This is a genomic window from Vibrio sp. Y10_XG_PY6, assembly GCF_024181795.1.
Classification (GTDB): Bacteria; Pseudomonadota; Gammaproteobacteria; order Enterobacterales; family Vibrionaceae; genus Vibrio; species Vibrio diabolicus.
This window is the reverse complement of record NZ_JAMZAQ010000003.1, coordinates 210,129-226,498: the sequence shown is the minus strand read 5'-3', so window position 1 is coordinate 226,498 and position 16,370 is coordinate 210,129. Positions and strand designations below refer to the sequence as shown.

Here is a 16,370-nt window from a genome sequence, read left to right as displayed (position 1 = left end):
CACTCTCGGTAGAGTACAGTGATTAACTCAAAGCCTAACTAGCAGCACAACTTAATTCAATTGAGTACCCAAGTAGCGCAAATAAGCGTTGCGGATGCGCTGCCTGTTCTGCTCAAAGTACTCTTGACCATAACGGCCTCGGTTAAAGTAGCGACGAAGCATGCTATTATCCATCACAAGTTCATCCCCTTGGCCTGCCACTAAGTAATTATAATCATTGCCAACTCGTGTCGTAACGTTGAAATCATAAGCCTCGTTACCACGAACTTGTATCACACTCGGCGACATATCACGCCATGGCGTTAATGGCAGCTTTACCGACACAGTGACAAACTGCTCTTCGTCTGTATCGTTAAACTTCGTCACCTGATAACTTGCGGATACTTCTATATCTTCAAACCAATGTGATGTCGTGAATTTTGCGCCAACATCCCCTTTCCAAAACTCGCCAGCAGTTGCGTTAAACTGCCAATCCCACTCTGGCATAGAGAATGTGTAACGAGTTAAAAAGGTTTGGCGATCTGGGTTCGCATAACCATTTTTGTCTTTTTCGTCTTGATGTTGGAAATAGCTCATCTCTAATCCCAACCAATGGTTGCCCGATTGAGAGAACCAAGCTGATTCACTACGCGCACCGATATAGTCCGATTTAACCAAGCCTAGAGATACTTGGTTGGCTATATCGACATATGGCAAACGGAAGAACTGATGTACCATTGCACGCTCAATCTCGTTCTCGTATACGCTGTCTTCGAAATACCCACCCTCTTCAAAATCATCACTTTCTGCTAAAGGTAAAATATGACGAACATCTATTGCCGCGCCAGACCATAGGTAGGTGTATAAGTTGCTGGACATGGCAAAAGAGTAATCATACACACCGTACTCGGTTGCTACGCCATGCCTTACCATAGGGGAAAATACGATCTGCGAATCTAAAGTGCCTGAATTGACTCGTTCCGTTTTCCAATCAACCATGTCTAATCTTTCCGACAAGTCGCGCGTGATAAACTGAATGTCATCACAAGATGCGCTACCATTGACAAAACTTTGATAACAGTTTGAGTTAGACAAAACGCTGACCACTGGTTTTTGGTTGGCAAGCATCACAAGTTCAAATTGATCCGATGCTGCGCCAATATCTTGCGCTGCATTTTGACCTAAATGGCTCGAAATAATACCCAGAGCTACACCTAGCCCGTCAACTTGATTATGGTTGTATCGACGGTTTTCAAGCGAGACTACAACCGACCTATTTAATGTACCAACTTGAATATTAACAAAGCCTTCATTACGCAACGCAGTTATCAAAGCAGAAATTGATGCGTTGTTGGCTTTACCCTGCTCTAGAGCTAGCCTTTCCATCAGTGACCCATTGCCACGCGCATAATCTCGAGAGCGGGTGTAATTCGTAATAAGTGGAACAGATAAAGCGGCATTCCAAATGGCCTGTTCATGCGTATCATGATCAGAATAGACTTGATAGCTCAACGAGGCGGTCATATCGTATGGAAGAAGAGACTCTGGCGTAAAGAATTTAACCGACGAGTTAAACTCGGCAGAATCGTACTCACCCGTAAATTGAACAAAATCAAAGGGCTGGTATTCAATACTACCGAATGACCCGTCTAATACCCCTAATACATTATCGGATTTACCATAGCCTATAGATAAACGTAAAGGAATATCCTCTAAAGTATAATCAGCCACTCCATAGTACGCGTCAAAGTAACTCAACTCACCGCCGAAATCTTCCACACCAACCGCAATATTAAAGTTATCAATAGACCAGTAGTTGGGAATTTGATATTTAAAAGACATTGAAAGATCGCGTATTCCACAACCATCTACAAAGCAATTAGCACTATAGTTTGTTGTGATGATTCGTCCATGAGCCTCCAATCCTTCAAGTAAGCCCAAAGAAAAATTAAGAGAGTCAGAAGTCTGAACTACACCTTCGGCGGGCAGTCCTTGTGCAAAAGTAAACCTAAATAGCCCATACTCCAATGTCTGTGCATTAGGTGTGTAAATAACACCAGTAAAACTTTGATTTGAAGGTAAATCTTGCAGATTAGATACATCAGCAAAGGCAATTGCAGAAAGAGGCAGCGAACATGCTACCGTCCCTAGTATTTTTATTTTTTTGTCCATTTTTATTAAGCTTGATCGTAATAGTTGGAAGAAGGTCGTCAGTCAAAAACACCTTTTTGATTGGTCGTCATCAATTTATCAAACATCAATTATAGACTCGAGCTATACGGCCAATAGATGTCATTCTGTAATTTTTAGAATATGCCGGTATAAACGCCGACTCCCCTTTTTTTAGTCGTAGTAACTCTCCAGAGGGATGCATGATGTGAACCTCCGCATCAATAGCAAAAATAATTTCAGCGCTCTTAACCTCAAATATATCATTCTCAGCTAACTCAATACATTCAAAGCAAAAGTCTGGAGTAGGCACATTATAAATATTTTTTTTCTCAACTTTCCTAGGCTTAAAAATTAGCTCTTCTTGAGATTTAGGCTCAAATAGTGTGCACTTGGAGAGTTCTTTCACATTCACATTTTTTGAAGTCAATCCAGCGCGAAGTACATTATCAGAGCTAGCCATAACCTCCAACCCTGTACCTTTTATATATGCATGAGGAGTTCTCGCCTCCAAAAACATTGCCTCTCCAGGCTTTAGTGTTATTACATTTAAAAAAAAAGGAGCAAAAAGACCAACATCATTAGGGTAGGATTCAGCAAGTTCCAAAATCAAAGAAAATAAATCATCTTCATTTTCTTGCTTTCTTTGTGTCGAAAATGTTAATAAAACATCTAGGGCTTTGTTTTTATCCTCACCCGATAGAGAGAGTAATTCAATAAAAAAATACTTAAGACCGTCAGTGTTTCTATTGTTTTTAAAAAACAAAATTAACTCTAAAAGCTTTGACTCCCTCATACCGCTCGATAACTCTAAGAATAAAGCTACTATTTCTTTTAAATCTCTGAAGCCATTCATCGCTTTATAAGGTGTCAACGCATAAACTAGCTCCGGCTTATGATTAGTATCCTTAAAGTTCCGATTAGGGTCTTCTAAATCAATACCGAGTTCGTTCTCTTTCAAAAAGCCTCTTACAGCCTCCTCTTTGCTGGGATGAACTTGAACTGAAAGTGCGGTATCTGCTGCTAACACTTTAAATAAGTAAGGTAAATCACCAAAATGCTCAACTGTATATTTAGATAAATAACCCACTTTATTTGTATTGATCAGATCAGATAACAACACAGTTTTATTATCCACCCAAGCTTTTGAGCACCCGTTAGGATGTGCTCCCATCCACATTTCTGCTTGTGGCTCTTTGTTTATATTGCTGATTCCAAATAAATTATAAAATGATGTTTTACTACCCCAAGCATAATTATGAATCACGTTGTCTAGTTTAAATAAGAATTTTGCCATAATTAAAACCTAAAAAGCTTGACTTAACGTCAAGCTTTATTTTTGCCAAAAATCTCTACGCGAGATACTGTACTCTTTCTAAAACTTGGTCGACTATCATTTTCGCTTTTTGGATTGAATCAGCTTCAGCATAACATCTAAGTTCTGGAGCATTACCTGATGGGCGAAGATGACAAATGTCTGCCCCACTTAACGTCAGCCTTAAACCATCAGTCTGATCTATATGTTCAATAAATGAATTAAAACCGAGGTTTGATATGAGCTCCTCTGGGTTTTGCACTCCTTTTTCTAGAATTGCGCGGCTTTTTTCAACAGCGAAGCTTTGTATACGATCACTATGAGTAAAACGCTTTGGTAAGCCTCCAACAAGCTGAGAAATCGATGACCGCTTAGAGGTAGCAAGTAACATAAGAGCGGGCAAAACAGCGTCTCTTGTTGGTAATGCTTTAATTCTTCTTCCATTAACAAAGACATCAGAACCTAGCAAAAAGCCTCCATTTGCTTCAAATCCTGCAACCGTGGAATAACGTTTATTCAGTGAAGCGAATTCAGCAATAACGTAAGGAGAGCCAATCTTGGTCTTGACTATCTCTTTAAAGCCTCGATAAGAAGAAATAATTGTGTTACAGCTTACAGGTATAGCTAGTGCTTCAATGTTCATTTCTCTAGCACAAAGCAAACCTAAAATATCACCACGAAGCCAATCACCATTTTCATCAGCGACTAGAGGCCTATCCCCATCTCCATCTGTTGAGAAGATAAAGTCTAGAGAATATTCTTTAGACCAACATTGCGCTTTCAACTTATCTGACTCGGCAACGGCTTCTGTATCAATAGGTACAAAGTTATCACTCCTCTCTAAGGAAACAACAATAGCACCTAATCTTTCAAATAGAGGTCGATATAAGTCACGCCCAGCACTTGAATGCTCGTATACTCCGATTCTCTTCCCAGAAAGAAAATCATTTGGAAACAACCCTGTGTATCTTTCCACATATTGTTCTGATGCTTCCGGATCTACAACTAACTCAGGCAATGTCTTTGGCAAAGCAAAATGACACTCTTTGGTTAATATGGATTGCTCATCTTCCTTTGTAATCTCGCCATCTGGGCTATAAAACTTAATCCCGTTTCTATCAAAAGGAATATGACTTCCTGTAACCATAATACTAGGAATCGTATTAGACATCGCAGAATAAGCAAGAGCAGGAGTTGGTATCACACCATAAAAACTAACTTGTAAATTCATGCTCTCCAAAGCAGCAGCAATTGCGCGAGCCATGGTCGAACTGCTTGGGCGATTATCTATAGCAATAGCTACTCGTTTAAACTGAAAGTTCGGTTTTAAACATTCGATAAAGGACACCGCAAACGCAGCACACACTTCCGGAGTAAAATCTTCAACGAGCCCTCTTGCCCCACTCGTACCAAACTGAACGCCAGACATTTCTATAACATGTTTCGAGCTAAGCATTATTTTTCCCCATCAACTTCGCACGGTAGAGGTCAAACAAAAAAATGGGAGCAGAAACAAAGGTCCTCTTCCATAAACGCTTGGGCTCCCCCAAAAGCCGAACAAACCACTCAAGGTGCATGTCCAACCAAATCTGCTTTGGTCTATTTACGCTGCCCGCATAAAAGTCGAACACTGCACCTATTCCTGAAACCATTTGACCTTGTATCTTGGCTGATATGTCATGAATTAATTTTTCTTGCTTCGGTGCGGTTAATCCAACAAATATCACATCTGAAGATGAACGGTTTATAGAGTCAATAAAGCTCTGTTTGTCTTCGTCAGAAAACTCTGGCTTGTACGGCGGAGAAAGCACCTCTACAGCCACATTAGGAAACTCAATTGCAGCTCGATTCTTTATTTTTTCTAGTACTTCATCAGTACTTCCTAAAAAGAATACTTTTCCCGATTTTGAATTCAACGAGGTCATAGTTTCAAAAAACAAGTCTGCTCCTGCAACCTTTCTTAGATTAACTCCATGCAGTTTTTTGGCAGCTAAGACTATACCGCTTCCATCAGGAATAATTACGTCAGAGCGTTTTAATGCTGTTCTGAAAATTTTATCTTTTTTTGCTTCTACATATGAGTGAGGGTTAATTGTATTAACTATAGATAATTTACTACCTGTAAGCGCTTCAGATACAATTGACTCTATACTTTTACTTGAAACGTTATAACCAAGAATATTTATATTTTCAGACATTTAATACCCCACTCCATATTCTTCTAAACGCACAATATCATCTTCTTCAAGATAACTACCCGATCGAACTTCAATTAAATGTAAATCGACCTTACCAGGATTCTCAATACGGTGGGCCGCACCTAAAGGGATATAAGTTGATTCGTTCTCAGTCAATAAATAACTTCTATCTCCATTTGTAACTTTGGCAGTTCCTTCAACTACAATCCAATGTTCTGCACGGTGATAATGCAGTTGTAATGCAGTTTCTTCTCCTGGCTTTACTCGCAAATGTTTAACGTGGTACCGGTTACCTTGAGCAATTTCATCGTGAGAACCCCACGGACGAAATACTTCACGATGCTGTAGTGCCTCACCTCTTTTCTGATTTTTGAGCGCATTAACAATGTTCTTAACATCTTGCACTTTATCTTTATCTGCAACCAAAACTGCATCTTTGGTCTCTATAACGACTAAATTGCTAACACCAACAGTCGAAACTAGTTTACTCTGCGAATAAATATAACTGCCATATGTTTGCTCCGTTAAGACATCACCTGTGGTGACATTACCTTGCTCGTCTTTTTCTGATACTTCCCATAACGCACTAAATGAACCGACATCACTCCATCCTGCATCCAGAGGAACGACAAGTGCACTATTCGTTGTTTCCATAACTGCATAGTCGATTGACTCATCGGGACAAGATAAAAAAGCATTTTCATCAAGCCGGATAAAGTCAAGATCATTCCGAGCACCTAAAAATGCTTTGTCGCATGCTTCAAAAATATCAGGACGATGTGTCTTAAGCTCCTCTAGATATCGAGAAGCTTTAAACAAAAACATTCCACTATTCCAGTAATACTCACCACTCTCAAAATACCCTTGAGCTCGAGCTATATCTGGTTTTTCAACAAACTGTTCTACTTGATATACACCACTAAAAGACTGACCTTTCTTGATATAGCCATAGCCTGTTTCAGGCTTATTCGGAACAATACCAAAGGTTAAGAGATATCCTTCATTAGCAGGGGGAACCGCTTGCTTTACTGAATCTATGAATGCGCAAGGATCACTTATTACATGATCTGCCGCCAATACCAAAAGTAATGGGTCATGTCCATCTTGAATAGCTTTCATTGCAGCAAGAGCAATTGCTGGGGCGGTATTCCGCCCAGTGGGCTCCAAGATTATTCCATCACACTTTAGCGATTGTTGACGAATCTGTTCAGCAACAAGGAAGCGATGCTCCTCATTGCAAATTACGATTGGCTCTGAGTGTTCAATGCTTTTGAGACGCATCATCGTCTCTTGAAGCATTGTTAAATCACTGGCCAAGCTAATAAATTGTTTTGGGAACAAACTGCGTGAAAGTGGCCACAAACGACTACCTGTGCCACCAGCCATAATTACGGGAAGTATCATTTTTTACCTTTTGGGGTATTAGCCATGTGCCAATATTAGGCACTTTTCTGACGCGAAAAAGTTATAAAATAAGAAGTTTAGGAACGAGAGGAGTTCAAATATAAGCTCGTCCCTCGCTCCTTAAGAGCGCTTAGGCTTAAGAATTATTGGAAAAATATGCCTTCGAATTGCAATGAACATCTTTAGAAGTCAAAAGCTCATTTACATCCCACCACTGATACCGACTGTGCTGTTCGAGCGGTAGGTCAGACAACTCTCCTTTCCAAATCAATTCGTAACCGAGAACAATGTAATGTGTAGAAAAAGGCTCCCCACTAAAGTTATCCTCATACAAATGCTCATATACACCAATAAAGTCTGCCTTGGATAATGCAAAAGCCTCGCCTAGCTCAGAACGAGTTAGGCGTTGAAATGCAACGTCAAGCTTTTCGTCTTTGAGAATACGGCCACCAGGTACGAACCAAAACCCTTTTGCTGGACGGTTTTTTCTACTTCCAAGTAGAACTTTCCCTTCGCTACTCTTAACAACTAAATCTATAGAAATAAGCGGAGTTGATGCAACCACCGTTTTAAATATGTTGATATCTAGCATCGTTATTTTCGGAAGTTATCTTGGTTAGCAAGAAACCATTGATATGTGCTTCTTAATCCATCTTTCAGCTCTATCGAGTAAGTCCACCCCAACTCTCTTAAACGAGAGACATTCATCAATTTGCGAGGAGCGCCATCAGGTTTACTTGTATCGAATATGATCGAACCTTGGTAGTCGACCACTTCTGCAACCGTTTCAACCAATTCTCTAATAGTACAATCAATGCCGGTACCTACATTAATATGACTAAGCATCGATTCAGTATTAGCTTTATATACCGTTTCATTCAGGTTCATCACAAATATGGAAGCAGCTGCCATATCATCGACATGTAAGAACTCCCGCATTGGATTCCCGCTACCCCATGCAACAACTTCTTTATCTCCATTGATTTTGGCTTCGTGGAAACGACGTAATAATGCTGGGATAACGTGAGAGTTCTCTGGGTGAAAATTATCGTTCTCACCATATAAATTCGTAGGCATCACACTGCGATAGTTTCGACCATACTGGCGGTTATAACTTTCACACATCTTGATACCAGCGATTTTTGCGATCGCATAAGGTTCATTTGTTGGCTCTAGCGTACCAGTCAACAGTGCGTTTTCACTCATTGGCTGTTCCGCAAACTTAGGATAAATGCATGATGACCCCAAAAATAACAAGTCTTGAACTCCTGCAAGATGAGCACCATGGATTACATTGTTTTGTATCATCAAATTTTGATAAATAAAGTCAGCAGGGTACGTATTATTACCAACAATCCCACCTACTTTAGCTGCAGCAAGGTAAACTTGATCAATATGTTGTTCCTGAAAAAAACGAATTACTTCTGATTGTTCAAGCAAGTCAAGCTCAGAGCGGTTTCGGGTAATAACGTTATAGTTTTTGGACTTTTCTAGCAATCTAACAATTGCACTACCGACCATACCATTGTGGCCAGCAACGAATACATTAGTAATCACGCTTACACCCTAGTTTTCAAGAGAAAGTGAAACATCAAACCCATGCTCTTTTAACAGTACATGCTGTTTTGCTTTACTGATATCGGCTTGAACCATTTCGGCACACATCGCTTCAACAGTAATTTCAGGAACCCACCCTAACTTCTCTTTCGCTTTGGTCGGGTCACCTAATAGAGTTTCAACTTCAGCAGGGCGATAGAACTTAGGGTTCACACGAACGATAACATCACCAACCGTTACGCCAGGTGCTTTTTCAGAATCTGCTTGTATAACTGTCGCAATTTCATTTACACCTTCGCCAGAAAACTCAATATCGATCCCTGCCTCTTTAGCTGACATACGAACGAACTCACGAACAGAAATTTGCTTGCCCGTGGCGATTACAAAGTCGTCAGCAACATCTTGCTGGAGCATCATCCACTGCATGCGCACGTAGTCTTTTGCGTGTCCCCAATCTCTCAGCGCATCCATATTGCCAAGCTCGAGTACGCTCTCTAATCCTTGAGAGATATTTGCTATTGCACGGGTAATCTTACGAGTAACAAACGTTTCACCTCGGCGAGGGGATTCATGATTAAACAGAATTCCGTTACATGCATACATCCCGTAAGACTCGCGATAGTTTACCGTAATCCAATAAGCGTACATTTTAGCGACTGCATAAGGAGAACGAGGATGGAATGGCGTAGTTTCTCGTTGAGGGATTTCTTGTACTTCACCATATAACTCAGACGTTGATGCTTGATAAAAGCGAGTCTTGTTTTCTAAACCATTAATACGAATAGCTTCTAATAAGCGGATGGTTCCCATCGCATCAACATCCGCAGCATATTCAGGAGACTCGAATGAAACTGCAACATGAGACATTGCTCCGAGGTTATAAACTTCATCCGGTTGAATTTCTTTAATTAGACGAATGAGATTAGATGAATCTGTCAAATCACCATAATGGAGTTGAATATTCGAATTTGAGTTGCAAAGTTCATCAACACGCTCTGTGTTATATGAAGAAGCACGACGGATCAAACCGTGAACCTCATATCCTTTCTCTATCAGAAGTTCTGCTAAGTAAGAGCCATCTTGACCAGTAACACCAGTAATAAACGCTATTTTTTTTGACATTTTTAATTCGCCTTGAAAATATTTAAACATTCAGAGATAAATTTCGACTCACTAAAACAACGACTGTATTTATCCAAACAACGTTGTTCGAAGCTTCCTTTTCCTAAGCCTAAGACTTCAATTATCGCAGATTCAAAATTGTCAAACTCTACACATCTCCCGGTCGAGTTATCCAACATGTCTACGACACCTCCGGTACGAGTCGCTACTACAGGTAACCCACATGAAAAAGCTTCAATAATGGTTAGGGGTTGGGCTTCTGAGAAACTAGGAAGAGCGAGTAAGTCTGCAGAATTGAACAACCTGACCTTTTGTTCACCGGAAACTGGACCATGATAGTAAACAAGCCCTTCAGGAAGGTGTTCAATCAGATTAAAAAACTTTTCTTTATCATCTGCCCCACCAAATTCCCCGGCAAAATGAAAAGTAATATTCTTAGAGGAAAATTTTTGAGCCAAAGCTAACAACCTAATAGCGCCCTTAGACTCCATGATGTGACCGATATATAAAATTGACTGTCGATCTTTCAGCGATTCATTCTTATCATGTTTGACTTGTGAGGTATTTGATAAAAGATGCAACTTTTTAGGATTAAATTTTTTCGAAAAATCATAGCGCAAGCTTTTAGATAGAAGAATAACCTCAAATCTTCTTGACAAAAAACACCACGCTGTCATAAATACCGAATTCCCCATAAGAAATAGTGGTCTCATATGGACATGGCAAATAATTCGAGATTTTGAAAAAAATAAATAAATATAGAACAATACAAGTAAAGGTAAATCCCTTAAAAAAGCAAAACCACTTAAACTTGGTGTAAAATAAATAATTTTTGGGCGCTTCAATGTAAGATAAAAAAATGTTTTAAGATAAAGTGTTAGAATAAAAATCAAATTACTTAAAGATCCTCCCTTTCCCATGCTGCTAATCGATTTTGAGTTGCTCAATCGTAACAACTGACAGTCATAAATTTTAGATAAGATTGACAATACCCGCTCACCAACAATTGCTGCTCCGTGGTTAGGAGGGGGAACGTGACCGATAAATAAAAGTTTTTCTTCTACTTTAAGCTTCATTTATTCAAACCCAACTTGAAGCGCAATTTATATAAATTACTATGATAATAGTTGACCATAGATATACTTTTCACGTCATATTCTATATCACTTAAAAATAAAAAATCCTTATTTCCACTTTTGTCAAGATTAGTAGGAAAAGGGTTTCTTCCCTTACAGTGGGTAGCATCATCTCCAAAACCAACATTCTTAACTTTTGATTTATAAGGGTATATCACTGATAAGTTATTCCTAAGATGATGAATAGTCCAACGGATAGCCCAGCTATTTATTTTTCCAGTTAATTGGTGTTGATACATACGATATACATCTTGACCTGCCTTCCTCGAAATTTTTCTCAATTTCAGTCTATCTATATAATTTTTAGGACTATATTCCCAGTCACATGACTTCCAACGATCTTTCCAAGTTCCCCATCCCCAAGAACAAGGCCTAGGGTGACAATAGACATCTACATTGCTTTTTTTATCTATTGGAGTTGAAAAGCCAGAGATTGAACCAACTTTTGGTTCACTCTGATAAAATGCAAGCGAAGAATTCATATAAACAAGAAAGTTATCCGTAAAAATCAAATCATCTTCAAGAACAATTACTCGATCATACTTATCAAACAACGTTGATATCCCTGAAATTAATGAACTAGCTAGTCCAGCATTTACATCTTTTGAGTAAATAGATAACTTTCTAAATTTACACTCAAAATTTTCAGCTATTTTTTTTACTTTGATACATTTTTCCTTGTCATTCTGATTCCTTGGACCATCAATAAACAAATAGACATTTGAGTCTTTAGAAAGCACACACTTTGATAGGCTATCCAGCATACGACTTATATTATCTGTTCGATTAAATGCAAATACAGCAATTGGAGCTAACATTGAAACCTACTTTCTATTTAACAAATTAACACTGGAGAAATATATCAAAAATATAGGAATAAAGAAGAATGAATAGATATAAGCATTATCTGTAAACATTACTATATAAAAAGAGCACAATAGTGAGATAACCAAAACAAATTCATCTTTAAGATCATCAACTCTAAGAACATTCAGGATACATCGAAAAGTTATAAACAAAAGAATAAAAGAAAACATACATAACCCAATAAGCCCTAAGTCATGCAATATTCTTATATAATCATTATGAGGTTGTATACCAACTCCAACAGCTTTATTCTGCAATATTGAAATTGAACTCCCGGCTCCCATTCCAAAATAGTAGTTATCGATATTTTCAAAAATAACATCCCAAATAAACCTTCTTCCATTAAAGTTTATAGAATCTATCGAGTAAACCAAGGCGCCATCAAAAAACAACCTCGATAGAATTTTTTCCCAAATTAAATATAGGACAACAGGAATAATCGATATTGCATAAAAATATTTATATTTGTTTTCACTCATAAAAATCATGACTAATGATGATATTACACACGATAACAAACTTATCCTAGTTCCTGCTAAAAAAACACAAACAATAGAAAAAAACACTAAAATATAATATACTCTTATTTTTTTAAGATAAGCCAAATAAAAAGATAACACATAGACTAGTGTATTTAATATTGAAGATGCAGATACCCCTAATGAGCCACTAAGCCGATTGATCCCCAAATCATTGAACCATATACTTTGTCCTAAGATAAAGAAACCAAAAATAGAAAAAACTAGCCAAGAAGAAAAGAGAGTAATTGCAACCTTAGAAACAAAATCTTCAATACTTCTATTTATCATTACAGGATAATAGCTAGAAGACAGCGCTATAAAAAACAAGGCTATTGGAAACTGAATAGAAACAAGAAAGGTTATTATATCATAATCACCCCAAACAAATGATAATAAATTATATATTAAAAATAGAACGGATAGGATCAACTCATATTTGATACATTTTTTAACCCTTAGGCTCTCTTTATTTAAAACAACCCAAGAAAGACCAAAAAGAAACATTACTGTGATAATTTTATTAAAAATAGGAATATTAAAAAATTGCACCGTACTGGTAGATAAAATTATCAGGAACAAATATATCATTTACATTAATTTCCATATGACATTAACGTTAACTTTTATCAATTGTTTTTTTTAGGCATTCAAAAGACATCTCAGCCCTATTTTTAAGAAGGTTGTTTTTCGCTTTAATCTCTTCATTAAAGAAGTTATTACTAGTCAATTCATTAACTGCATCTAGTACACTTTCTGATAAAGTACCTCCATAATTTAAATTCAAGTGCTTACAATTGTAGAGATCCATAAACTCTTGATATTTATGGCTCCAACCAATAGATATTGAAGGTGTATTACAACTGAATGAACCGACGACAACATGGTATCTTGACGTTAATGAAAATAGCGAACCATTTAATATTTGCTTAAGTTGAGCAGGGCTAAGTTCTTCATTTTTCAATATCCCTTTAACCCCCTTATTTTCACATAATTTAAATAGTTTAGACGTAACTTCTTTGTCGGATGTTTCACCATTACTAGTAAAATTATGAACAAGAAAGACAGGAACAATACTTTTAGCGTTAATATCTACTATCGAATCAGCAAGTTTACTTAGATATTCATAGCCATACTCATTGTACATAATTGCACTTGGTGAAACGACAAAGTAATCTTCTTCTATAATTCTTGAATTTTCTTCAGGTTTCATCAAAAGAGTACAATCAGGATATGGGCCATAGATATGATTACTTCTAATGGTTTGTGTTAATAACTCTCTAGATTTCTTACTTCTCATGAAGATAGCTTCAGCTTTCCTATATATCAGTTTTGCGAAGATTTTTGTTGTAAGCTTCTCGCAAGGACCAAAATCTTGAGTGAAAAATATCAGCCTGGCTCGGTTTCTGATAAAGAATGAATGTCTAATATAGTTTCTTAAGTTAGCCTTTATTGACTTATCGTGATAATTGATACCACCGATATCTATTGCAATATCAACATCACTTACTGTCACTTCATAAGGACTAAGAAAGTTTTTTGGAGAAAACCTTATAAATTCTATATCAAAATTTGTTCTATTTTTAAAAGCTTCATATGCTGGAGAATCATTTAATGATTCAACAAGAATTTTATAATTCTGAAAATTTTCAGTTAAAAAATGCAAAACGGTCTCTAGCATCGCTTCTGCACCTTTATTTCCACCTGGCTGTGCGTTAAGAACAAAGATTTTTTTAGTTACGTTAGACATAGGTTAATAACTCAGATACTTTTTTACGTTTAGAATATGGTACATATTGGTCTTCAGATGCATAACCAATAGAAATAGATAAGATAACTTTTTCATTTTCTGTTAGCTGTAATTTAGAAGACATTAACTTTTCTTTCCTAGGTTCGTCAGCCCAGTTGATAATGCAAGAAGAGAGGCCTTGTGATTCTAAACTCAAAACAAATGGCATTACAGATAGTGTCGCGTCAACATAAATAGAATGTCTGTTTGCGGTATTTGAGAATGCACTTTGATCGGCAACAAGAACTGCTATACAAGGAACATTATGAGACCAACCTACAGTACCAGCAGGAATTGCTGCGATATCAGGAGCTCGAGTTGGATCATCGACAATGACATATCGAAACGGTTGCCTATTACAGCTAGAAGGAGACTTGCTAGCCATCAAAAGAGCATGTTCAATCTTATCTTTAGGAACCCTCTGAGGCTTATACCATCTAACTGACTTTCTTTGTTTTATTATTTTCTCATAACCATCACGCAACGTGCCATCTATTATATTTTCATACAAAACAGGAATTTCTTCTCTGTTCACATGCTCGGCGTTAATCAACTTAAGAAAAATCTCTTTAGATTTTGTATATCTTTTATCTATTGAGTTGGTCACATTGAAATATTCGAAGAGTACTTCAAGACACCACGTATATTCACTTGACTCTACAAAAGTCTTGCTAACGCAGGCTGCTTCGAAGGCTACTACAGTTTCTTGAATAAAACGAAGAGCAAAAACATCTTTCCTTGGTTTCATTATTAAGCCCTTTTCTAATCGATGCACATTTCTTCTCAAAAAGTATTTATTCTCTTTATTTGATTTTAAACTCTTTTCATATTTATAAGCGCCCTGCAAAAAGCTATAATGTTCATTCAAATACCTTCGATCAAAGATCATTGATACAAATGCGGTTAACTTGTTTCGACGTTCAATACTTAACTTAAAATATTTAGCCTTATCCCTAACATTAATAAGATTTAAAAAAAATCTTTCAGATACTATACTTTTTATTAGATTCTTCATTGCTTTTTCTCATAAAACTGTAAAAAAACCTACCTTTAGATGATACAACAGAAAAAATGATCACAGCAAATAAATAACCTATAAAAGAGGCCATGGCTGCTCCTGATATACCATATTTAGGAATTAATATAATATTAAGTGTAACATTAACACTTAATCCTAAGACGTGCCTCTTTAGAGATAGTATTATATTATCCGTTGTAATAATCCAACGACTAAAAAGATCTCCCAAATAAACAATGGGTATGGATAAACAATACCACTTTAATACATTTATAGATTCTTTATATTCATCACCATAAATAAAAACTATTATAAAGTCAGAAAAAAACCATATGAACAACGCAATTAAAGAACCGAACAGAAGAAACAAACAAATAAACTTACCAATAAAATTATCAAATTTATTTATATTATTTTTGTACAAAGAAACCATATTAGGGAATATTGATGGAACAATTATAGCTGAAATAATAAAAACTCCTTCACATAATCTTACAGCTGCAGAATAGTATCCAGCACTTTCTTTACCCAACATATTAACAATAAACACCTGGTCTATCTTCATATATAATATTGCAGCAACACTAGAAAAGGTAAGAGGGATACCTTTTTTAATAAGTTCAAATGCATATTTCTTATCTAGATTATCGATAGAAAACCAAGGTTTGTATTTTAGTTCCTTACTTATCTCAACGAGAGAAAAAATTAAGATGATAACCAATTCAATAAGGTGGGCTATGATTAGCAACAGTATGGAATCGGAATAGTAAACACTTGTACACTTCAAAAAAAACCCAATTAAATAACCAAATATCTTATATTTGGCAACTGTATGGCTTTTTAATCTAGATTCGAAAAACAAGTCTACTATTTGAGTGGCGCACAATAATATAATCAATGAAGACAGTATCGCAACCTTTATGTTGACACCTACAAGAAATATAATTACAGGTATAGAGACACTAAAAAAAAATAAGGATGATATGATTCTTATCGCAAGAGAATTTGCTAATGACTTCTCACTTTCCTCTATCGAATTTATAAACTCTTTTGCCAAAAGAGAATTCAAGCCTAGGGCTGATATTGCTGTTAGTATCACAGTAACAGAAAGAATACTTGTGTATGTACCAAATAAAATTGCACCACCTAGTCTAGCTATTAAAATACTCGAAAGAAAATATGTAAATATTTTCATTAATTTTTCTAATAGAATAAAAGATGAATTTAGTGATACTTTTTTTTTTGAATGTAATTGAATCAATGTTATTCCACTCTTAAAATTATAATCTCATAGACTA

14 protein-coding genes are annotated in these 16,370 nt (G+C 36.6%); all 14 read right to left on the bottom strand.

Annotated elements, in window-relative coordinates:
- Positions 1-51: 51 nt before the first annotated feature.
- Positions 52-2,151, bottom strand: a complete 2,100-nt coding sequence (locus NL644_RS17085; protein WP_253658665.1) for a YjbH domain-containing protein — start codon at positions 2,149-2,151, stop codon at positions 52-54.
- A gap of 85 nt (positions 2,152-2,236) precedes the next feature.
- Complete coding sequence (gene manA, locus NL644_RS17080) at positions 2,237-3,445, bottom strand: mannose-6-phosphate isomerase, class I (RefSeq protein WP_253658664.1); 1,209 nt, start codon at positions 3,443-3,445, stop codon at positions 2,237-2,239.
- 55 nt (positions 3,446-3,500) lie between these two features.
- Positions 3,501-4,919 carry a phosphomannomutase gene (locus NL644_RS17075; protein WP_253658663.1) on the bottom strand — a complete coding sequence of 473 codons (1,419 nt, stop codon included), beginning with the start codon at positions 4,917-4,919 and terminating at the stop codon, positions 3,501-3,503.
- Complete coding sequence (locus tag NL644_RS17070) at positions 4,912-5,661, bottom strand: WecB/TagA/CpsF family glycosyltransferase (RefSeq protein WP_074191972.1); 750 nt, start codon at positions 5,659-5,661, stop codon at positions 4,912-4,914. The genes NL644_RS17075 and NL644_RS17070 overlap by 8 nt, the downstream gene beginning before the upstream one ends.
- Positions 5,662-7,065, bottom strand: a complete 1,404-nt coding sequence (locus tag NL644_RS17065) for a mannose-1-phosphate guanylyltransferase/mannose-6-phosphate isomerase (RefSeq protein ID WP_074191971.1) — start codon at positions 7,063-7,065, stop codon at positions 5,662-5,664.
- Positions 7,066-7,201: 136 nt separating this feature from the next.
- Positions 7,202-7,657 carry a GDP-mannose mannosyl hydrolase gene (locus NL644_RS17060; RefSeq protein WP_253658662.1) on the bottom strand — a complete coding sequence of 152 codons (456 nt, stop codon included), beginning with the start codon at positions 7,655-7,657 and terminating at the stop codon, positions 7,202-7,204.
- A gap of 2 nt (positions 7,658-7,659) precedes the next feature.
- Positions 7,660-8,619, bottom strand: coding sequence for a GDP-L-fucose synthase family protein (locus NL644_RS17055; protein WP_367618276.1), 960 nt, complete (start codon positions 8,617-8,619; stop codon positions 7,660-7,662).
- Between the two features lie 12 nt (positions 8,620-8,631).
- Entirely contained in the window at positions 8,632-9,744 is a 1,113-nt protein-coding gene (gmd, locus tag NL644_RS17050) for a GDP-mannose 4,6-dehydratase (protein ID WP_253658661.1), read from the bottom strand.
- 2 nt (positions 9,745-9,746) lie between these two features.
- A complete protein-coding gene (locus tag NL644_RS17045; protein ID WP_253658660.1) occupies positions 9,747-10,820 on the bottom strand; it encodes a glycosyltransferase family 4 protein in 1,074 nt (357 codons plus the stop codon).
- Positions 10,817-11,698, bottom strand: coding sequence for a hypothetical protein (locus NL644_RS17040; RefSeq protein ID WP_253658659.1), 882 nt, complete (start codon positions 11,696-11,698; stop codon positions 10,817-10,819). The genes NL644_RS17045 and NL644_RS17040 overlap by 4 nt, the downstream gene beginning before the upstream one ends.
- 6 nt (positions 11,699-11,704) lie before the next feature.
- A complete protein-coding gene (locus NL644_RS17035) occupies positions 11,705-12,856 on the bottom strand; it encodes an O-antigen ligase (RefSeq protein ID WP_253658658.1) in 1,152 nt (383 codons plus the stop codon).
- Between the two features lie 28 nt (positions 12,857-12,884).
- Positions 12,885-14,015: a polysaccharide pyruvyl transferase family protein gene (locus NL644_RS17030; protein WP_253658657.1), complete on the bottom strand. Its 1,131-nt coding sequence runs from the start codon at positions 14,013-14,015 to the stop codon at positions 12,885-12,887.
- On the bottom strand, positions 14,008-15,069 hold the full coding sequence (locus NL644_RS17025; protein WP_253658656.1) for a nitroreductase family protein: 1,062 nt from the start codon (positions 15,067-15,069) through the stop codon (positions 14,008-14,010). The genes NL644_RS17030 and NL644_RS17025 overlap by 8 nt, the downstream gene beginning before the upstream one ends.
- Positions 15,038-16,333, bottom strand: a complete 1,296-nt coding sequence (locus NL644_RS17020; protein WP_301338984.1) for a flippase — start codon at positions 16,331-16,333, stop codon at positions 15,038-15,040. Before NL644_RS17020 ends, NL644_RS17025 begins: the two co-directional genes overlap by 32 nt.
- Between the last annotated feature and the right edge of the window lie 37 nt (positions 16,334-16,370).